Genomic DNA, 21,747 nt, shown 5'->3' on the forward strand with positions numbered 1-21,747 from the left:
CCACATATGTCTGTATAAACCCCAAATATATAACTCAATATAGGCAGCTGCTTTCAACTGCCCTTAGTTCAGTCATTGGAATGAGCTAATTCATCTTGCACGGTAAATTGATGAATTTTACGCCCAATTGGATAATGCTTCTGACTAAGTACAGCGGATATAGTACTTAGCTGATTGGTCGCTGCTTCTGCACCTGCCTGCATCGTCATTTCACGACCTTTAACATCAAAAATATGACCTTTTTCTCTTAAATCGGGTTGAATCACAATATCGGCATGTTTAAGTTCTTCTTCTGCTAGGCGGCTTTGCATAATATTAATATTCTGATTGAACATTCCCCAGACATTACTGGTTTCGGTATGCATCGGTTGAGCAAGAATATCCACGGCAATAATAATATCTGCACCTAACTCACGTGCCACATCGACCGGAACGGGGCTGACTAAACCACCATCAACATATTCGTCCTCACCAATTTTGGTTGGAATAAACATGCTTGGAATAGAAACTGAAGCACGTACAGCCTGCCCAGTATTGCCATAATTAAAGACGACTTTCTTGCCTTCTTTTAACTCTGTTGCTACCACATACATAGGGGTTTTCAATAACTCTAACGGCGTATTGTTGACTTGCTGATTGACATAGTTTTCAACTTTTTTTCCATCAAAAAAGCCTTTCATATCCAGTTTCACATCACGCACATCATTGGCTTTCATATTCAAAGCAATTTCACGTAATTCATCACCGGTTTTACCACTGGCATAAATTGAACCCACAATACTTCCAGCACTGGTTCCCACAATAAAATCAGGATGAATACCCTGCTGTTCCAGAACCTGAATGACCCCAATATGCGCATAGCCACGTGCGCCACCACTACCCAGCACCAATGCCACAATCGGACGATGTTGCTGTTGTTTCAGTTTTTTAAAATCAATGCGGTCAGCACGAACCTGTGCATCAACAGTTGGTGATTCAGATAGTCCTGTAGAACCCACTGTAAGCTTAGGCTGAGAAACTGTTTGGCATCCTGCTAAACCCAATATGGCTAAAACAATAAAACTGAATTTGATGTTGATCATGAACCACCTAAAATAAATCAAGCTGTTTTTGGCAAAAACATAGCATTTTAAGGATTAACTGTTTCTGAAACAGTAGTATTTCGTTAAAGCTAGTCCTAAAAGTTCAGAGTCATAACCCTTATTTTTATATTATCTCATCTTTTCTTTTATATTTGATAAGCTGGCTTTGCCAAATGTGACAAGTGCTTATTAGCACTAAATTTATTTTTCTCCAGATTTTTTAAAGATAGATCTCCATAAAAAAAGAGGCGAACCAGTCGCCTCTTTTTTGTGCAATTTCGAGTTAGAAACTATATTTTGCCATTAAACCGACACGGTTATCTTTAAATGTTTTGCCTGTGAATGCTTCACGCTTACCATTAATATATTCAATGCCTAGGTCAATTGGTTTAACTGGTGAATAAATCATGTTTAACCAAGCTTGCTGTACTTCTTTGTTTGCTGTTGTGTTGCCAGCATCTTTGAAGGTTTTTGCATAAGTAGTATCGTTATCAGCAAATAATGCGCCATAGGCTAAAGTTGAACGAAGCTTTTCATTGAACTTATAGGTTGCGCCCACTTGTACTGCAGTAAATTTGTTTTGTTCAATATTACCATTAGTACCTACAACATATGCTGTATTTGCACCATATAAATAGTTGCTGTTGCCTTCTACATAAGACACATCACCATTCAATTTCAACTGGCTAGTGACATCAAAGGTCGTGCCTGCAGCCAAGCCCCAGCCCACTTTATCATCATTACTACCTTGAACTTTGTGATGTTCAACTAAAGCACGGCCAGATGCATTACCTTTTCCATCTGCAAAACCTTGAGTGACTTTTGCAGTTAAAACTGGAAGGCTATATTTTACTGTTGAATCCGCAACTGCAGTAGCTGTTACATTTGCAGAAGCTTTACTGTCACCTTCTTCCGCAGCAACAAACAATTGTGTTTTCGGTGCAAGTTTAAAATTATAGCGTACCTGAGGCAAACGTTGAGTACCACCGCCTATGTTGGTGCTAAAGTCAATCATTTCTGGTGCATGACTAGACAGGAAGTTTGAAGTGGTTTGACCAAACAACCAGTTATTATAAGTTAAATAAGCATGACGAATACGCAGGTTTTCAGACTTAGCGTTGTCATTACTGGCAAAGTCTACCTCGACCTTACCACCCACTTTAGCATCACCCACTGGTGCATTGAAATCTAAGCCCAAACGTGTAGTTTTCGCTGTAGCGCGTAACTTGTCTTTTACAGAATTTGAATTAGTAACGCCGGAAACGTTAGCGAAATCGTTATCAGCACCTTCAATAATATAGTTCGCATCTCCACGAACGAAACCGTATAAGTTTACATTAGCACCGGCTTTGGTTTTAAAACCAGTTGCTGAAGTTTCTGGTTTTGCTGCGGGTGCTGCTGCCAGTTGAACAGGTTGAGCTTTGACTTGTTCAATTTGAGTTTGTTGCTGCTGTTGAACTTGTTGCTGCTGCTGAATCAAAGATTTTAATGCTTCAACTTCTTGACGTAATTCTTGAATTTGTTTTTGTTCAGCTGTGCCAGCAAATGCTGTGCTTGCCATTGCTGTAGTCACAGCCAAAGCTAAACCTTTAGTCATAAATTTACCGTTGAGTAAGCGACTCATTCTGATCTCCTAATTAAATATTTCGCATCCGTGCATTTATGATCTTTATAAACTTAAAAAAATAATGAAAAGCCCAAAGAATCATGCATGTTCTGCTTATTACTTATAAAAAGCTTAAAATCTTATAAAAGTAGAACATATGTAAACCATATGTAGCCACAATCTAGCAATTTATGACTGATATTAAAATCGATTTTCTTGTCCAACGATTAAAAAACAATCTTATTTTTTTCCATCAATCAAATAATAATCAATATATTCCTAAACTTAGCAAAAGGGTTGGGCAAATCTGATGTATTCACATTCGACTAATGTATAAGAATTTGATTTAAAAATAGAATCATCATTCTTTACATTTCACGCCTTGTCTGTTTAATTTTAGCCAACCACGCTATCTATTGATGAGATGGCATTTTCCCTCTTCTAAAGCACTGCAATAAAAATCATTTCAAAAGGAATTTTCATGAATTTAGAACAAGTTCATTATGTCGATCATGCCATTACCTCACGTCAGTCTATCCGTGCTTTTTTAGATCAACCGGTTGATCCGCAAATTATTAAAGATATTTTAACTGTCGCCAGCCGGGCACCTTCAGGTACCAATACCCAGCCCTGGAAAGTTTATGTGGTCACAGGCAAGAAACGGGATGAAATGATCGAGCGTGTATGTAATGCGCAAATTGAACTTTATACCAAGCCTGAACTTGCCCAGCAGTATCAAGAGACCTTTGCCTATTACCCAGAAAAATGGATTTCGCCCTTCATTGACCGTCGTCGTGAAAATGGCTGGGGGCTATATGGCTTATTGAATATTCAAAAAGGCGAAAAAGAAAAAATGGCGCGTCAGCAACTGCGTAATTATCAGCTCTTTGATGCACCGGTTGCCCTGTATTTCACCGTCAATAAAGCCATGGGCATTGGATCAAAAATGGATATTTCCATGATGATTCAAAACGTGATGATAGCAGCCAGAGCACGTGGGCTAGATACCTGTCCGCAGGCGGCCTGGAACCATTTTCATTCCATCGTGTTAGATGTACTCAATGCCCCGGAAGATGAAGAACTGGTGTGTACCATTGCCCTCGGTTATGCCGATCCTGAGCATATTGTTAATACCTTTGTGACCCCACGTATTGGCATTGAAGAATTTGCTGTGTTTATGGATGAATAAGCCGTTTTTCTAAAAGAAAAGAGACCTATGTTTAGGTCTCTTTTTATATGCCTATATTTAAGGATTTAAACTTCTGTTTTCCAACTGTCGGCTGAGCTGCAGAATAGAAAGCAAGGTAATGCCCACAAAGATCAACATCAGAATTCCCATATTAAGCAGTGAGCCCCACACCAGAAAATTCAAAATCACCCCGCCCAATAAACCACAGGCAAACTGCATGCTGCCCATAATGGCACTTGCTGTCCCCGCCTGCGCACCCTGTTCCGACATCGCCAAGGCCATGGCATTTGGCCCGGTAAAACCAATGCCCGCCACGGCCCAGAACATACCAATCAATACCACCCACAATGGACTATGACCGAACAAACCCGCACCCAGTAATATGGATGCGCCAAACAACTGGACTATCCCGCCTATTTTCAAACGGCTAAGTACTGAAAATTGATGCCCAAGCTTTTTATTCAAGGTCGATAACAGCATGATACCAAAGGCATTTAGACCAAAAGCATAGGCAAATTGCTGTTGAGATAAAGCATAATCATCCATCAACACCGCAGCAGAGGAACTGATATAACAAAATAAAATCCCACCAGAAAAACACCCAGCCAGCATCGGCCATTTAAAACTCGGATCTTTAAAAATACGCCCATACAGCCGGATAATCTGGGCGACATTCAAGCTTAAACGGCGCTCAGGCGGCAAACTTTCTTTAAAGAAAAAATGCACACATACCAGACAGATCAACCCCATCAAGGTTAAAAATACAAATACTGCCTGCCAGCTAAAGAACTGCAATACCAATGCGCCTAAACTTGGCGCGATAATCGGTGCAATCCCCATCACAATCATCATGCTGGCGAAGGCTTGTGCCGATGCCTGTATATCCAGACGGTCGCGTATTGCAGCGCGTGCAATCACCACCCCGACACAGCCACCCACTGCCTGTAAAATCCGCGCCGCAATCAGGCTCCATTCATCGGTGGCGAAAATACACAGCAGGCTTGCCACCACATACAGGCTTAAACCAAAATACAGAGGAATTTTGCGTCCAATCTGGTCACTTAAGGGACCATAAATCAATTGACCCAAAGCCAAACCTAAAAAATAAGCCGGCAAGGTATTGGCCACCATTTGCGTACTGACACCAAAGTCCTGCGCCATTTGCGGCAAGGCCGGCAAGTACATGTCTATGGACAGTGGGCCTAAAGAGGTCAACAAGGCCAGCAGCATGATCCATGCCGTGGAATATTGCCGTGTAGATTGCGGTACAGACATATTGATATTTCATTTTTAAATGGATGCTTTAAAGACAAGCTTACACTGTCCATAGTATTATTTCTAAGGATTGAGAATGAAATTTCACATAATTCCACTCCCTCTCTAAAGCAATCATCTTGTGGTAAGGATCTAACTTGAAATCTTGGCTAACACGTCTTAAACAAGCGACTTATAACACCACGTTTATGTATAACCTGCGCATGATCATTGCATTTGCAGGAACTGCCTTTGTGCCCTATTTTATCGGGCACCAGTTAGCGACCATTCCCTTGACCTTAGGGGTGGTTGCCGCCGGTTTAAGTGATATTGATGACCGTTTTTCTGTACGGATCATGAACCTGATTTATACCTATATCGGCTTTTTTATAACTGCAACATCTATTTATTTCTTGTTTCCGCATCCCATTTTATTCGCTTTGGGATTGATTATTGCTTGTATAGGCTTGATTTTACTGGGCTCGCTGGGACGTCGCTATGCCACCATTTCCTATGGTTGTTTGGTGATTTCAGTCTATTCCATGCTGGGTGTAGGATTATTTGATCACTGGTATACGCAAGCAGGACTTCTGGTTGCCGGTGCAATGTGGTATGGCCTGATTTCCACCATCAGTTTTTTACTCTTTCCGGTTCGTCAGGTGCAGGACAAACTGTCGCAGTGCTATTCATCGCTCGGTGATTTTCTATTTGCCAAATCCAACCTGTTTGATGTCGACATGACTCCAAGCAGTTATCAGCAAAGCATGATTGAACTGTCGCTGGAAAATGGCAAACTGGTGGGTATTTTCAATGAAATGAAAACCGCCCTGTTAACCCGCTTAAAGGGTGACCGTGGCCAAAAAGATACCCGCCGCAGCCTGCAATACTATTTTGTCGCCCAAGATATTCATGAACGTGCAGATTCAGCACATATTGATTATCAAAAACTGGTTAAAATTTTTGAACACAGTGATATTCTGTTTCGGTTTCAACGGATTCTGTCCATTCAGGGTAAGGCCTGTAAAGATTTAAGCCTCAGTATTTTGAACCGTGAAACCTATCATCACAATAAACGCTTTAAACATGCCTTTGCCAATTTAAAGCTGTCTCTAGAAAAATTACGCGCTGAACAGCAATATGATCAGGTTTGGGTGAATGCCTTATTTTCCCTGTATCAAAATTTAAAGTCGATTGATGCTCAACTCCGCAACGTGGAAACAGAGCGTCATATCAAGTTTGATAAAACCAAGCATATTGAAAACCAGCTCAAAGACGACGACTTAAAAGGCTGGGATGATATTGTGATCCGTTTTAAACAGCACTTAAGCCCGGAATCGGTACTGTTTCGACATGCTATTCGTCTGTCCATTGTGCTGTTGATTGGCTATATTTTTGTACAAGTCACCAATATTCAATATGGTTATTGGGTACTATTAACCGCATTATTTGTCAGTCAGCCTAACTTTAATGCCACCAAACGCCGCCTGCGTTTACGGATTGTTGGAACCTTGGTCGGTATTATTCTCGGTTATGCCATTTTATATTTTATTCCTTCGGTGGAAGGCCAGTTATTGCTGCTGATTTTAAGTGGTGTGCTGTTCTTCGAACTGCGCAGTAAACAATATGCCCAAGCCACGGCCTTTATTACCATTTTGGCGCTAATTAACTTTAACCTCGACGGTATGGGTTTTGCTGCCGCTATGCCACGCATGATTGATACCTTGATTGGCTGTGCTTTGGCCTGGTTTGGGGTGAGCTTTATTTTCCCCGACTGGAAATTCCGTCGCCTACCGCGCAGTATCAGTCGTTCACTGACTGCTCAATGTGAATATCTGGCCGAAGTGATTGAACAATACAAAAACGGCCGTAATAACGGTTTGAAATATCGTGTGGTACGTCGTGCTGCGCATAATAATGATGCTGAAGTTGCCTCACTAATTTCAACCTTGGCCACAGAACCGGATTTTGATCCGACACAAAAGAGCCTGGCTTTTGAATTCCTGTGTCTGAATCACACTCTGCTCAGCTATATTGCGGCACTGGGCGCGCACCGTGAAAAAATTGAAGATCAGGAAGTATTGCAGCTTTTAGACCAAGCACTGGATGATATTCAAGGTGCACTGTTAAAAGATGAAGTTCCCGATCTGACGGCACAGAATATGTTGAATGAAATACGGCAACGTTTAAGCCAAAATACGGAAGATGATCAAAAATCTTTAATTGTTTTGCAGCAATTATCCTTAATGTTAAGTATTCTGAATCAACTCAGTCGTTTAAAGCAAAGTTTAAGCCATGACCGTGATGAAAAAGCCACTGAATTAGCCTCATTATAAATAGGATGATTTTGGAACAATATACTCACTGAATGGGTCTAAATAATGCTAAACTTTTTACAGTTCTAAATTTGTTATTTTCATTATGACCGCGAAAAATTTATACGCTTATACCTTACAGCCTGTGAACTATGAAATTTCAGAGGCTGAGCAACGTCAAGCTCAACTCGCCATCTGGCGTAGCACCAATAAAATTGGCACTAAAGCCTGGATTATCATGGCAGCCGTTGCCCTGCTTTCCATTGTCGGCATCATCTTGCTAAAAAACTATTCCACCATTTTTTGCTGGGTAGCTTTGGTCTGTGTGCTCGCCTACTTCCTCATCCGTAAATTCGGTCTGGAATGGTATGTCAAACGTAAAATGAATGAATTTCCGGTTCAGGAAATTAAAGGCATTCGTTTAGGCGTACAACCGCACGGCATTATCATGCGTCAGCAAATGGGCGCGCAGGAAGGTGTGGGTGCAATTGGCTGGAAAGATGTGTATGAGTGGTATAACACACCTGACTTTATGCTACTTAACTTCAAGGTCAAAGGTCAGCAAGGCGCTTACATCCTGCCAAAACGCATGGATTCTAAGAACTTTTCGTTTAATACCATTCGCAAACACCTGACTGAAACGGTTGGTGAAGCCAAACAGATTTAAGCCAGATCATCCTACTGGAACCAAAAACCTCCAAATATTGGGGGTTTTTTATTGCGTTTTAAACTGCCCATCAATAATGATAATGAGAATAAATATTAATTCTAAAATCCACATTCTCTCCTATAAGTTCAGCTATAATTCGCGCTAATTCTGTCCTTTTTCACCCCCCTTTTCGGTTATGTTAAAAAAAATCTTTTTTCAGATTCACTGGTTTCTGGGTATTACTGCCGGATTAATCCTCTCGATTATGGGCGTTACCGGTGCGATTTACTCGTATGAACAGCCCATCCAAAAATGGCTGAGCCCAGACAGTTATACGGTTCAAGCTGAAAATCGAGACAAATTAACGCCGGTCGAAGTCTATCAGCATTTTCATCAAACCACCCCCGAGATGAAAATCAACAGCATCACCATCGCCAAGGCCCCTACTGACGCTTCTAGCATTAATATTGTCAAAGAAGGCGCACGTAAGGGTTATAACATGATGATTAACCCCTACACGGCTGAAATTCTACCTGAAGTTAAAGGCAAAGAATTTTTCCAGTTTATCCAGCAGTTACACCGTACTTTAACTGCTGGTGCGGTCGGTAAGCAGATTACCGGCGCATGTACCCTGATGTTGCTGATCTTTATTTTCAGTGGTTTATATCTGCGCTGGCCAAAAAAGCACTCGTTTAAGCAGTGGTTCATGTTAAAACCTCAGCTCAAAGGTCGTAATTTCCTTTGGGATTTACATGCCGTAGTAGGAACTTGGGTGGTGATTTTCTTCCTGATTATGGCGTGTAGTGGTTTAACCTGGTCCTATGGCTGGTGGCGTAGTGGCCTGTATAGCGTCATGGGAGTCGAACAGCCCAAAGAAAAACGCGGTGAAGATCAAGGCAAAGGTGGCGAACGTCGTGGCAACCGTGAAGCTGGCCCACGTGGTGAACATGCTTCAGGCGCTCCGCAACAGGGTCCAGCTGGTGAGCATCAACGCGGTGGAGAAGGTGAGAAAAAAGGTTTAAGCCCTGAACAGATCAATCTTGCTTTAAGCCAGACCTGGACAGGCTTTAATGCACAAGTGGGGCGTGATTATTCCAGTGTAACCATCAACCTGCCTAAAAAAGCCGATGGCGAAGTTGAACTCACCTTTATGGATGCCGTTCCACAACACGAACGTGCCCGCAATAAAGCCACATTTGACTATAAAACTGCAACCATTAAAAAAATGGATTTGTATGAAGATCAAAAGTTAAATGAAAAAATCATGGGCAGTATGCTGCCTGTACACCGCGGCAGCTTCTTTGGTCCGGTTTACCAATTTCTGGCCATGTTAGCTGCGCTGGCTATGCCATTGTTCTTTGTGACTGGCTGGATGTTATACCTGAAACGTCGTAAACAGAAGAAATTGACACTGGCGGCACGTAATAGCTTAACGGCGGTAAATATTGATGCCAATGCCAAACCTTGGCTGATTGCCTATGCCTCACAAACCGGTATTTCTGAACAACTGGCTTGGCGTACAGCCACCAGCCTGCAAGAAGCGCTTCAACCGGTCAACGTGAAATCGGTGCAACATTTAACTCTGGATGATTTAAAAAATACCACACAGGTTTTATTTGTTGCCAGTACCTATGGCACCGGTGAAGCACCGGATTTGGCTTCAAGTTTTGCCAAGAAAGTCCTTTCAGCGCAAGTGGATTTAAGCCATCTGCACTATGCGGTACTAGCTCTAGGTTCCCGTGAATATCCGGAGACATTCTGTAGCTTTGGTCATCGTATTGATGAATGGCTTAAACAGAATGCGGCACAGCAACTGTTTGCCACGATTGAAGTCGATAATGGCAACAATCAGCACATTCAGGCATGGAATGCGGCTTTAGCCAAAGTCACCAAACTTGAATTACAGGCCATGAATATCGAAAAAACCTTCGATACATGGACATTAGCTCAGCGTGATTTGCTCAATCCAGACAGCTTGGGTGCACCTGCCTTCAATATCGAATTGAAGCCAAAACATGAAGTGGTCTGGCAAGCCGGTGATATTGCCGAGATTCAACCCGGCAATAGCGCTGAACGTATTGCAAGCTTTATGCAAAAATATCAAATCCAGCCGAATACGCAGGTCGATTCGTTACAAATCCCGATTGAAAACGCCTTATGGGATAAAGATTTAACGCTTGAAGTTGAACCTTTTGCCAATATGGATCATTTACTGGAACAGCTGAATACCCTGCCTGCCCGCGAATATTCAATTGCCAGCATTCCGTCGCAACAAGTGCTGCGTTTAGTAGTACGTCAGCAATCGGATGCTCAAGGTCAACTCGGACTAGGTTCAGGTTGGCTGACCCATCACACCGCTCTCAATAGTGATATTGCCTTGCGTATTCGGACCAATGAATCTTTCCACTTGATTGATGATAACCGTCCGGTGATTTGTATTGGTAATGGGACAGGCCTTGCCGGATTGATGAGTTTGTTACATGCACGTATCCGTCTGGACTATACGCAAAACTGGCTGATTTTTGGTGAACGTCAACGTGAACACGACTTCTTCTATCAAAGTACCATTGAAGCCTGGCAAACCACTGGCATGCTGCAACGTCTGGATTTAGCCTTCTCACGTGATCAGACCGAAAAAATCTATGTGCATCATAAACTGCGTGAACAAGCGCAGGAACTTAAAGCATGGATTGATCAGGGAGCCGTGATTTATGTGTGCGGTAGCATCAATGGCATGGCCAGTGATGTCGATCAGGCGCTGATCGAGATTTTAGGTGAAGCGGCTGTTGATCAGTTACGTCAACAAGGCCGTTATCGTCGTGATGTGTACTAATTAAACTTGATAAAAAACCGGGTCTCAGCGCCCGGTTTTTTTATTTAACAATCAATATTTCTAAAAAATTAAATCCGTTTACTCTAGGTATTCCCTGTATCCAGAATCACCATCTTATGTCCAGCAGTTTTAAATGTAGCCTGAGTTTCATCATCCGCAGTGGCAATCATTACTCAGGGAAATAGTCTCGAAAATAGTCAGCCCTCTCCCAGCTAAAAACGGCGATTCGATGTCAATGCTGCCTATGTAAGATATCATCCTGTAACTCTGCTGATCATGACTAGAAGCCTGGGATTTCAAGAATTCTGAAGCTAAAGTGATTGATGTTCAATTATCTGCAACAACAGTATCAAATTGAGCCCTCACGCATTCTTCTGGAAGATCAAAGTACCAGTACCGAACAAAATTAGCGGAATGTTCAGCCCTTACTTTTAGCGCATCAGATTCGACTCGATCAGCCCATTGTCATTGCCAGCAGTGACTTTCATCTTTTACGTACCAAAGCGATTGCCAAACACCAAGGCTATCAGCACATTATTACGCTAAGTACTTCAACACCACTTTATATTCGTTATAATGCTTGGTTACGAGAATATTTTAGGTTTATTAGCGGCTGGTTATTACATGAATACTAAATCAATTCAAACGAATATTACGAGGTAAAGGTAATTGATTATTCTGAAACAACTCTGGCTTTTGCACATAAACCTGATACAAATAATTCTTGATATCTAACAATAACTTTTCCGGGGCAACCAGAACATTCTGGCCTTCAGGTGTCAAATCCATAGACACACCAGTTTGTTCCTGACGTAAAAAAGGAATGACTTTTTCAACAAAATCTTTGAGTGAAATCTCCTGAATTTGATAGTGCTGCCAATTATCTTTAATTAATAGTTTTGCCAAACCTTTGCTTTGCCAAATTGCAAATGCACGCTGACCTGTAGGTGTTGCACACAGTGCCCAACCATCATCATATAAAGCGGATACATAACCTTGAGCTACAATTGTTTCAATAAATTGCTTATAGATATCTAAAGCATTGTAGGTATTATTTTGATTTTTGGACGCAGCTTTGCGTTGATATGGATTTCTCATCGTTTTTTCAATAGTTAATATTATTATTAACTTGTAATTCTATGAAAAAAGAAAGATTTGATCAAGAAAAATATATGGTGGGCGCTGACGGGATCGAACCGCCGACATTCTGCTTGTAAGGCAGACGCTCTACCAACTGAGCTAAGCGCCCTTGAGGAATAAAAATAGCGTTGCTATTTTTATGACGCAAGAAAGAAATCTTGCTTGATTATACACTTTCTAGTACAAGGATTCTAGAAAATGGCGCAGCGGACGGGACTCGAACCCGCGACCCCCGGCGTGACAGGCCGGTATTCTAACCAACTGAACTACCGCTGCATCACGTCACTTCTTTAGGAAGTAAACTTTATATCTTTAAAAGATATGGTGGGCGCTGACGGGATCGAACCGCCGACATTCTGCTTGTAAGGCAGACGCTCTACCAACTGAGCTAAGCGCCCTTAAAGGGTCTTACAATTTTGATTTTAAGGATGGCGCAGCGGACGGGACTCGAACCCGCGACCCCCGGCGTGACAGGCCGGTATTCTAACCAACTGAACTACCGCTGCATCGCAAAAAATCTGGTGGGCGCTGACGGGATCGAACCGCCGACATTCTGCTTGTAAGGCAGACGCTCTACCAACTGAGCTAAGCGCCCTCAAAAGGTCTATCATGTAAATGGCGCAGCGGACGGGACTCGAACCCGCGACCCCCGGCGTGACAGGCCGGTATTCTAACCAACTGAACTACCGCTGCACTTACACAATGTCGCTATTGTGGTACAAACAATTTATCAAGAACTTAAGTGGCGCAGCGGACGGGACTCGAACCCGCGACCCCCGGCGTGACAGGCCGGTATTCTAACCAACTGAACTACCGCTGCACTAAAGATCTTAACGTAAAGACTTGGTGGGCGCTGACGGGATCGAACCGCCGACATTCTGCTTGTAAGGCAGACGCTCTACCAACTGAGCTAAGCGCCCTTACGACTTCATCGTTTGTGTGGTGCATTATAGAGAATCTATGCAGCCTGTCAAACGCTTTTCTGCCTGTTTTTGGTTTTTTGCGTTTGAGTGATTAAAAAATAAGTTATTCGCTATAAAAACAAACAATTTCTGCAACTTATTTTAGATTTTCTGCAAAAAACCTTAAATTGAAGATCAACATTTCAGCCTAAATCGCGCCTGTTTTTTTGAACAGCCGAGAAATAATGCTATTTTTTAAGCCATCAAAATAGAAGAATATTCCTATTTTCCAACAAACTTGTTTCAGCCTTGATGGCTGGTTGTCTATTTTATAATCTGTGTATTTAAAGTGTGTTCAGAAATGTAGACCAAAGCTTCTTCAGCGACAAGACCAAACAATTCCACAACATCATCGTTACGCATACGAATGCAACCATGCGACATGGGAATCCCCATCGGTTCGCTATCGGGTGTGCCATGAATATAGATATAACGTTTAAAGGTGTCGCAGCCCTCACCCTGATTAACATTTTCTTCCAGACCACTTAACCAGAGAATGCGCGACAAGATCCAGTCCCGTTCAGGAAACTGCTCAGCCAACGCGGCATCATAAACTTCGCCAGTGGCCTGCCGAGCTTTAAATACTGCATTTTTAGGCGAAGTATGACCAAACTTGAGCGCCACCTTATGCCAGCCCCGGGGCGTTTTACCGGAATTTTCTTGCTCACCAATGCCGTTTTTACCACTTGAGATAACATAAAATTTATTGTGCTTGGGCAAAATTAAAGTTTGTTCAGCCAAATCAATCAACACATCTGCTTGTTCTAAGGTATATGACATGATCGGGATTACTCGACTTCTTTAATGGATACAGCGGAGGGTTCGGGTCGTAACCACAGCCAGATCGCCACACTGAGCATGGTCAAATCAGTGAAAATTTTGACCAAAAGCGGCGCATTGGTAAATAGCATGATGATTGCACTGATCAGCATCATGATACTGGCGAACCATTTGGCTTTACGCGGCACGGTACCATTTTCACGCCAGGCTCTTAATGTTGCCCCATATTTAGGATGATTCAGCAACCAGGCATCCATTTGTGGCCAGCCTTTAGAGGCAGACCAGGCAGCTAAAATCAGAAAGACTGTTGTTGGCATACCCGGTAAAAGTGCTCCGATAAAGCCCAGGATGACAAAAATCATCACCAAACTTCGCCAAAACAACGTCTTCATAGCACTGCCCTACACAACTAATTACGGTAGTATAAAGTGTTTTTGCATATTATCCGTTGTAATTCTGCACTTTTTCATTTTTCGCCGGGGGTTACCATGTTTGCTGTCCATCAAGCACCTCTTCTTGAAGAACCTTGGCTCGAGTTTAAAAATTTACTGGTTCGGCAGCTGGCTTTTTGCGTTGCCAGTCCAAATATTCTATCTGCAATACCTTCCGAGCTGGTGTTAAAGCATGTTTTTCAATTACATGACAATGTGACCTGGCAAACGCATTTTCAAAATTATCAGGCCAGATTAAGGTATTTAGATCAACATCCACAGGAACTGGAAATCTTTTTGCAGCAGCTGAAAAGTACCCGTCTGGGACTGCGCTTTGAAATGTTTATCTGGTTTTGGCTGCTGGATCAAAACGTGCATCCCTATCAATTGCTGGGGCATAGTATTCAAAAAATAGCCGGGCCAAAAACGCTGGGTGAACTGGATTTTGTGTTATTCAATCATGAAACCGGAAAAGTAGAACACTGGGAAGTGGCCTTAAAATACTATTTGGCAGAGAGGGATTTATCTTTGGCCTATTGGTATGGCTTGAACCGTAGCGATACCCTAGTTCGCAAGTTAAATCATTTCAGCCAGAAACAGTTTCAATTTGCAGATGCACTGGATTATCCCATTGAACAGCGTTTTGCCGTGCTCAAAGGTCAACTGTACTTGCCGATTGAGCATTCACCGCAGCATATTCCAGATTGGGTCAATTTTCAGCGTCGTTTGGGCTATTGGGGCAGCTGTATTCCACCGCAAAGTGCGCATTTCTATCGTTTGCAACGCCTGGAATGGATTTGTCCGCAGCAACATATCAGCAGTGACACAGCCCAGTGGTGGAGCAATGGTTTATATCGGCAAAAAGAGACCAACAATTTCTACATGTTTCGACATGCCCCATTGCTTGCTCAAAAACTTGAAAATTAACATTATTAAAAATGTCTATTTTTATAACAATTGATTACTTTTCTACCATCAAAAACTCATATTTTTTACCCTGTGTATTATTTAACCTAAATTCACATCAAAATAATGAATTACTTGGAGATGATGATGAAAAAAATACTCGCTGCTTCCCTGATTCTTGCTTTTGCTTTGACTGGTTGTAATACATTTAAAGGTGTAGGTAAAGACGTATCCAAGGCTGGAAATGCTGTAACCAATACTGCTGAAAAAGCTGAAGATAAAATGTAATTCTTTATATGTTTAGATAAGAACCTTATCTCCTGATAAGGTTTTTTTATATTTAAAACTCCCCTTATCCGGATGATTCCCCTATTATATTGGCACATTTTCGATTGATTTAGCCGGTATGAACCACTCAGAAACCCTAGAGCTTAGTTTACAGTTATTACGTCAACCTTCTGTGACACCAGTCGATCATAGTTGCCAAAACATCATGGCAGAGCGCTTGGAAAAAATTGGCTTCAATATTGAACCGATGCGTTTTGAAGATGTCGATAATTTGTGGGCCCGTAAAGGGACTGAAGCCCCTGTGTTATGTTTTGCAGGCCATACCGACGTGGTGCCTACAGGCAGTCTGGATGACTGGAATTCAGATCCTTTTATACCGGAAATTCGTGATGGCAAACTGTATGGCCGTGGTAGTGCTGACATGAAAACCGCACTGGCAGCCATGGTGGTGGCTTCTGAACGCTTTGTGGCGAAGCATCCAGACCATAAAGGTTCTATTGCATTCCTGATCACTTCCGATGAAGAAGGCCCTTCAATCAACGGCACAGTCAAAGTGGTTGAAGCTTTGGAAGCACGCAATGAAAAGATGACTTGGTGTTTAGTCGGTGAGCCATCCAGTACCCATCAATTGGGCGATATTGTTAAAAATGGCCGTCGTGGTTCATTGAATGCCAAATTGACTGTCAAAGGCAAACAGGGCCATGTAGCTTATCCACATCTTGCTATCAATCCAATTCATACCGCTTCTAAAGCACTAGCTGAACTGTGTGATACGGTGTGGGACAATGGCAATGAATATTTCCCCGCTACCTCTTTCCAGATCTCGAACATTTCAGCTGGTACCGGTGCAACTAACGTGGTTCCAGGCACCATGAATCTTTTATTTAATTTCCGTTATTCAACTGAAGTGACTGCGGAACAATTAAAATTACGTGTGCTGGAAATTCTGGATCGTCATCAGGTCAATTATGATATTGAATGGACCCTGTCTGGCTTACCTTTCCTCACGCCTGTTGGTGAATTGGTGAATGCCGCTAAAAATGCCATTCGTAATGTCACAGGAATTGAAACCGAGCTTTCTACCAGTGGTGGTACTTCAGATGGTCGCTTTATTGCGCCTACAGGTGCGCAAGTGCTTGAATTGGGTGTATTGAATGCCAGCATTCATCAAATTGATGAGCATGTAAACGTGGCCGATTTAGAACCGCTTGCTGAAATTTATGAACAGATTCTAGAAAACCTACTTGCCAACTAAAAATTTCAAAATAAAAAAGGAACTTTAAAGTTCCTTTTTTTATGCTTTAGATTTATGCAAACTAAATTAAGGCATCGACATTACAAACCTAAAGAAGACTGAATTTGCGCCAAATTTGGTACATGGAACACCTGATCGCCCATGCGTACATATTGGAACACCGCAGGGTCATTCTGGTTAGCTTCTTCATCGACCACTTCAGAAATACGCAGACGGATGGTTTTAGGCATCTCATCACACATCAGAGCAAAACGCTGGCTGACATCATCCCCTTCAATCACTAAAGCCACGCCCGCTTTACGCTCTGGGTTGTTGACCGCATAAACAGGCAGTTTCAATTCATGCCATTCGACAAAGGGGACTTCTGTTGCACTATCCAGTGCGGATAGCACAATATTTTGTGGAAGCAGCATGGCTTCTTTACCATGACAATGGATGATATAGGTATCAATGAATCCAGTAGATACCGTAATCAGATGATGTAACTCTTGTTGTGAAATTTGATCAACAGCAGAGTTTGAAACATTGTTTTGGCTCATTTAATTACCCCTGGCTGGCTTCTAGCAAACTTTCAACATTGCTCAGCAATTCTGCTTCCTGGAACGGTTTACCCATGTAGTGGGTTACACCCAAGCTGAATGCACGCTCACGGTGCTTCTCACCCGTTCTAGATGTAATCATGATAATCGGCAAGTCTTGATGTACCTCATGGTGACGGACCAGATTGGTCACTTCAAAACCATCCATACGCGGCATTTCAATATCAAGCAGCATCAAGTCCGGCTTCACATTTTCAAGCTGTTCCATCGCATCGACACCATCTTTCGCTGTCACCACATCATAACCTTGACGCTCGAGCAAACGTGAAGTCACTTTACGTACAGTCACCGAGTCATCCACGATCATAATCAGGCGGCGAGCGTTGTTATAACGCGACAGATCACGCTGATCGGACACATGTTTGATGCGCTGTGTAGTCTGAATTTGTCGGGCAATATTCTGACCATCCAAAATCAGGCAGACTTGACCATCACCCAAAATAGTTGCACCGGCAATAACACCTACACTAGAGAATTGCTGACCAATTGGTTTCACCACAATTTGTGCACGTGAACCGATCAACTGATCCACCAGCAAGGCAATAGTTTGTCCACTGTTACCCTTAATGAGCAGTACCGGTAAAGAATGACCAATACTACTTAAGCGCGGCAAAGGCTGATTAGAAACGAACTCGGACAGATAACGCAGCTTGTAACTGGTATTGTCAATTTTAAAGAAGTCTTCTTTACTATTGAAGTATTGCTCCAGTGTTGATGGTGCAATACGGACAATACGGTCAATTTGTGCCAGGGAAATAGCAAATTGCTGATCGCCAGCTTTCACCATCAAGGCATCACTCACCGCCACAGTGGTTGGTACACGAATGGTGAAGGTCGTGCCTTTGCCTAATTCTGAATCTACAGAAAGATGTCCACCCAAAGCTTTAATTTCGCTTTGAACCACATCCAGTCCTACACCACGACCCGAAATTTGGGTAATTTCTTTTGCAGTACTAAAGCCGGGATGGAAAATAAATTGTAGAATTTCTTGTTTTTCAAGCAACTGATCCGCTTTCATTAAACCTAAGCTGAGTGCTTTTTCTTTAATTTTCGCTTCATCAATCCCTTTACCATCATCGCTGAACGATACCAGTACATCTGTACCTTGACGGCTAATGTTCAGGACAATTTGACCCACTTCAGGTTTCTGCAATTCATGACGTAATGGTGTATCTTCCAGACCATGGTCAATCGCATTACGCAGCATGTGTTCAAATGGTGTGACCAAACGCTCAAGAATATTACGGTCTAATTCACCTTCTGTATTTTGAACCACCAATTCTGCAGGACGGTTCAAGGTCGATGAGGTTTGACGCACAATACGCTGTAAACGTGGTAATAAACGATCGAACGGTACCAGACGCGTACGCATCAGGCTCTCTTGAATTTCAGCTTGAATACGGGATTGTTGTAATAACAAACCTTCGGTATCACGAATTTTTTCAGACAAGGTAGTTTTAAAGTCAACCAAATCCGATGCTGATTCTGCCAATGACTTTGACAACTGGTTTAACGATGAATATTGGTCCATCTCCAAGGGGTCAAAGTCTGCATAACGCGAATTATCACCATGCTTGGCAATAATTTGTGACTCCAACTCACCTTCCATTCGACGCAACTGATCCGCCAAACGCTTGATCGCCAACTCCATCTCGTTCAAGGTCGTGCCAAGTTGGCCCAAGTCCATTTCAATACGCGAACGGTTAATCGCATTTTCACCCGACAAATCAATCATCTTCTCTACCAAATCGGCAGAAATACGGATCATTTCATTGCTATTGTCTTGCTGCGTACTTGTATCCCACTCACCCATCATTGCAGGAGGTTCAGTACCATCCCCCTGAACAAATTCAAAGGCTTTAACGCTAGACAAGCTATCCGATTGAGTAACGCGATTTGGCAATTGTGCCGTCACATCAACAAATTCAATCGACTCGAGGCTTAATTTGACACTATCGAAATTACTATAATCTTGCTCAAAGATTGCCTGTTTTAACCATGCAAATGTGGTCTGTAGTAATGGGTCATAGGCATTTGAATTAAATTGATGAACCGCGAAACGTTCAAATGTAGTTTCTAATTGATAAGAAATGGCAGCTACAGGCTCATTTCCAATCATACGCGCGCCACCTTTCAAACTGTGGGCTGCACGCTGTAATTGCAGAAGCAAGCTACGGTCACTACGCTGCTCAAACCATTGTTTCAGCAGACTATCTGTAGACTGTAAAATCTCTTCAGCTTCTTCCTGGAAGGTTTCTTCGGCAATAGCGCGAATACTCGCTTCCTCATCATCAACTGGATCTGAAATCACTAACGATTCTACAGCTGGTGCAATGGATTCGACCATTGATTCAGCTGTTACTGCAGACAAATCTTCAGTTGCAGTAACTTCTTCTGCTTCTGTAAGCGCCTCAATTTCAACATCAGTCTCAATTTCATCCACAACTTCGACAAAGCTTGCAGCAGTTGTAGACTGACCTTGGGCAATCTCTTGAATATTACGAAGAATTTCAATCGATTCAGTACCTGAATAATCAATATGATCATCACGGATAATCTGAATACGGTCAGAAACATCATCTTGTACTAAACGAATAATGCTGATGAGTTGTGGAGTAACCTCAATTTGCTGACGGATTACACGTTCATAAATAGACTCTAGCTCATGCGAAATCAGGCCGATATGCGTCACCTGAATCATGTTTGCGCCACCTTTTAAAGTGTGCAAATAACGCATCAAGTTGTTGAGAGAAGCCGTATTGGACTGATCTTTAGACCAGGTATTTAAGTCCTGATCGATACCCACCAATAATTCTTCCGCTTCTTCCAGGAAAATACCGAGCAAATCATCATCGAAATCATTATTCGCATCATCTGCGTTCATTTGTGCACGGTCTGAACGTATTTTTTGTGATATCTGACCCAGATCGACACTGCTTGTTGCTGTAGCAGTCGTAATTTCCGTTTCAATTGCAACAGCAGCTTGTTGAGCTTCAAACTGCTCAAGATCTTGCTGAACAAATGCAGATAGATCATTTAAAATCTTCAGTACATCTTCCGTCAAAATGACGCGCTGTCCTGCTGCCAAGGTATCGAATAAATGGATAAATTCCTGATGCGCCTGTCCAAACAACTCATAGGCATAATCAATATTCAGCAATTCAGGCTTCAAGACTAATGTTTGATAACTTGAATTCAACTCTTGAGTAAATTGATGAATACCTAAGGCCGCACGGTTATCCGTATGTTCTAATAATTGTTGAGCTTGCTCGCTTAAGGCCTGAATATATTCTGGATATTCAACTTTGGCACGCTTATCAAATTCGAATTCTGCATCTAATAGCAAATCAATATTCAATTCGATCAGCTTGGAAACCAGACCTTGTGGATTGTCTTCATCATCCGACTCAGTGACCGCAAAACCGTAGTCATCCCATGCAGCAGTAAAGGTTGCATAGATAGCATCCAGTTGCTGAGTTTGACCTTGTCTTAAGGTATGTAGATAGTCACGTACAAATTCTGCATATTGAATCAACAACGATGTTTGATTCGATGTCGAGACAATTTCTTCCTGTAGCAAAGATTTAAATAAGTTTTCAACTTTGGTACTGGCTTCAAAAATTTGATCGATTTGAGCCATGGATGAGCTGCCACGCAGCGTATGTAATGCACGGATTAGACCATTATAATCCTGTTTCTGTTCTTGTTCGTTTTTCAGGAACTGGTCAATTGTCAGCAGATGCTCTTCCGCTTCTTCAATGAAGATTGCAACCGTTTCTTCAATATCATGATTATCTTCTGTGACAGCAGGCTCTTCTTCTGTTGCTGCTAAGCCTTCTGTTTCTACAGCCAACTGATCATTTAGCTCAAGCCCAGTAATACCGTCTTCAGTCTTCAATGTACTCGACAGTTGAAGTAATTCTTCCAGTGCTGGTTCTAGACTCAGCTTTTGCTGTATTTGCTGCCCCAATAAAACCAGAGGTCTTAAGTCAATATCAGCCAACTGAACCGTTTTAAAAATTGGGTATAATTTATATTGATAGATTTTGAATACAGTCTGTGCAAAACGCTGAACTGTTGTATCTAAAGGGACTGTTCCTGAAATCACGCGATTGAGCGTATCTTCAACGGTCCATGCCAACTCGCCCGCAGATTTTGCCCCCACCATACGGCCAGACCCTTTGAGCGTATGGAAATGACGACGAATGGTCGTTAAAGTCTCTTGGTCATTCGGATTTTCCAACCAAGTAGTAAATAAAGTACCTAATTCAACGAAGATCTCTTCTATTTCTTCAACAAAAATTTCTAAAATTTCTGCATCTTGATCAAGATAACTATCTTCTGGAAGCGTTGTCGTTTCAACTAAATTTTTTAATATTTCTTTCATAGCTTAGGCTTCTTACGTTTATCTGCCACCAAGAAGGTCGCTCAAACTTAATTGTCACCATCACGCGAGACCTA

The 21,747-nt window shown here is 42.2% G+C and carries 15 protein-coding genes and 8 tRNA genes; 7 read left to right on the forward strand and 16 right to left on the reverse strand.

The window, feature by feature from the left end; all coding sequences use genetic code 11:
- Window positions 1–68 precede the first annotated feature (68 nt).
- Together FB6_RS09455 and FB6_RS09460 are read right to left on the reverse strand one after the other, a co-directional pair.
- Window positions 69–1,082 (reverse strand): patatin-like phospholipase family protein, encoded by a 1,014-nt coding sequence (locus FB6_RS09455; RefSeq protein WP_174559763.1) that lies wholly within the window; start codon window positions 1,080–1,082, stop codon window positions 69–71.
- Between the two features lie 283 nt (window positions 1,083–1,365).
- A complete protein-coding gene (locus FB6_RS09460) occupies window positions 1,366–2,706 on the reverse strand; it encodes a DcaP family trimeric outer membrane transporter (RefSeq protein WP_174559764.1) in 1,341 nt (446 codons plus the stop codon).
- 463 nt (window positions 2,707–3,169) lie between these two features.
- Between FB6_RS09460 and FB6_RS09465 the strand changes: the two genes are divergently transcribed.
- Complete coding sequence (locus FB6_RS09465) at window positions 3,170–3,877, forward strand: nitroreductase (protein ID WP_174559765.1); 708 nt, start codon at window positions 3,170–3,172, stop codon at window positions 3,875–3,877.
- A gap of 57 nt (window positions 3,878–3,934) precedes the next feature.
- Here the strand turns inward: FB6_RS09465 and FB6_RS09470 are convergent, their stop codons facing one another.
- Entirely contained in the window at window positions 3,935–5,152 is a 1,218-nt protein-coding gene (locus FB6_RS09470; RefSeq protein ID WP_174559766.1) for a multidrug effflux MFS transporter, read from the reverse strand.
- Between the two features lie 137 nt (window positions 5,153–5,289).
- Here FB6_RS09470 and yccS point away from each other — a divergent pair, with 137 nt between their 5' ends.
- From yccS to FB6_RS09485, 3 genes are all read left to right on the forward strand, one after another.
- Window positions 5,290–7,464 carry a YccS family putative transporter gene (gene yccS / locus FB6_RS09475; protein WP_174559767.1) on the forward strand — a complete coding sequence of 725 codons (2,175 nt, stop codon included), beginning with the start codon at window positions 5,290–5,292 and terminating at the stop codon, window positions 7,462–7,464.
- Window positions 7,465–7,549: 85 nt separating this feature from the next.
- Window positions 7,550–8,110: a YcxB family protein gene (locus FB6_RS09480; RefSeq protein ID WP_174559768.1), complete on the forward strand. Its 561-nt coding sequence runs from the start codon at window positions 7,550–7,552 to the stop codon at window positions 8,108–8,110.
- Between the two features lie 178 nt (window positions 8,111–8,288).
- A complete protein-coding gene (locus tag FB6_RS09485) occupies window positions 8,289–10,925 on the forward strand; it encodes a PepSY domain-containing protein (protein WP_174559769.1) in 2,637 nt (878 codons plus the stop codon).
- Between the two features lie 636 nt (window positions 10,926–11,561).
- Here FB6_RS09485 and FB6_RS09495 read toward each other — a convergent pair.
- The 11 genes from FB6_RS09495 to FB6_RS09545 form a co-directional block, all read right to left on the reverse strand.
- A complete protein-coding gene (locus FB6_RS09495) occupies window positions 11,562–12,023 on the reverse strand; it encodes a DUF2750 domain-containing protein (protein WP_174559770.1) in 462 nt (153 codons plus the stop codon).
- Window positions 12,024–12,098: 75 nt separating this feature from the next.
- Window positions 12,099–12,174, reverse strand: a tRNA-Val gene (locus FB6_RS09500).
- Between the two features lie 90 nt (window positions 12,175–12,264).
- Window positions 12,265–12,341 (reverse strand) — tRNA-Asp (locus FB6_RS09505).
- 46 nt (window positions 12,342–12,387) lie between these two features.
- Window positions 12,388–12,463 (reverse strand) — tRNA-Val (locus FB6_RS09510).
- A 31-nt stretch (window positions 12,464–12,494) separates the two neighbouring features.
- Window positions 12,495–12,571 (reverse strand) — tRNA-Asp (locus FB6_RS09515).
- A gap of 13 nt (window positions 12,572–12,584) precedes the next feature.
- A tRNA-Val gene (locus FB6_RS09520) sits at window positions 12,585–12,660 on the reverse strand.
- A 21-nt stretch (window positions 12,661–12,681) separates the two neighbouring features.
- Window positions 12,682–12,758: transfer RNA gene (locus FB6_RS09525), tRNA-Asp, on the reverse strand.
- Between the two features lie 50 nt (window positions 12,759–12,808).
- A tRNA-Asp gene (locus FB6_RS09530) sits at window positions 12,809–12,885 on the reverse strand.
- 24 nt (window positions 12,886–12,909) lie between these two features.
- A tRNA-Val gene (locus tag FB6_RS09535) sits at window positions 12,910–12,985 on the reverse strand.
- Between the two features lie 306 nt (window positions 12,986–13,291).
- Complete coding sequence (gene elsL / locus FB6_RS09540) at window positions 13,292–13,807, reverse strand: cell wall-recycling L,D-carboxypeptidase ElsL (protein ID WP_174559771.1); 516 nt, start codon at window positions 13,805–13,807, stop codon at window positions 13,292–13,294.
- A gap of 8 nt (window positions 13,808–13,815) precedes the next feature.
- Window positions 13,816–14,199, reverse strand: a complete 384-nt coding sequence (locus FB6_RS09545) for a YbaN family protein (RefSeq protein ID WP_174559772.1) — start codon at window positions 14,197–14,199, stop codon at window positions 13,816–13,818.
- A gap of 96 nt (window positions 14,200–14,295) precedes the next feature.
- On the opposite strand from FB6_RS09545, the gene FB6_RS09550 reads away from it, so the two are divergent.
- The 3 genes from FB6_RS09550 (at window position 14,296) to dapE (ending at window position 16,687) form a co-directional block, all read left to right on the forward strand.
- Window positions 14,296–15,165 carry a DUF1853 family protein gene (locus FB6_RS09550; protein WP_174559773.1) on the forward strand — a complete coding sequence of 290 codons (870 nt, stop codon included), beginning with the start codon at window positions 14,296–14,298 and terminating at the stop codon, window positions 15,163–15,165.
- Window positions 15,166–15,288: 123 nt separating this feature from the next.
- Window positions 15,289–15,432, forward strand: coding sequence for an entericidin A/B family lipoprotein (locus FB6_RS09555; protein WP_174559774.1), 144 nt, complete (start codon window positions 15,289–15,291; stop codon window positions 15,430–15,432).
- A 118-nt stretch (window positions 15,433–15,550) separates the two neighbouring features.
- Entirely contained in the window at window positions 15,551–16,687 is a 1,137-nt protein-coding gene (gene dapE, locus FB6_RS09560; protein ID WP_174559775.1) for a succinyl-diaminopimelate desuccinylase, read from the forward strand.
- A gap of 80 nt (window positions 16,688–16,767) precedes the next feature.
- Here the strand turns inward: dapE and FB6_RS09565 are convergent, their stop codons facing one another.
- Window positions 16,768–17,226, reverse strand: coding sequence for a hypothetical protein (locus FB6_RS09565; protein WP_174559776.1), 459 nt, complete (start codon window positions 17,224–17,226; stop codon window positions 16,768–16,770).
- Window positions 17,227–17,230: 4 nt separating this feature from the next.
- Window positions 17,231–21,673, reverse strand: coding sequence for an Hpt domain-containing protein (locus FB6_RS09570; RefSeq protein WP_174559777.1), 4,443 nt, complete (start codon window positions 21,671–21,673; stop codon window positions 17,231–17,233).
- Window positions 21,674–21,747: the final 74 nt, after the last annotated feature.

The organism is Acinetobacter bouvetii (assembly GCF_902753875.1).
Taxonomy (GTDB): Bacteria; Pseudomonadota; Gammaproteobacteria; order Pseudomonadales; family Moraxellaceae; genus Acinetobacter; species Acinetobacter bouvetii_A.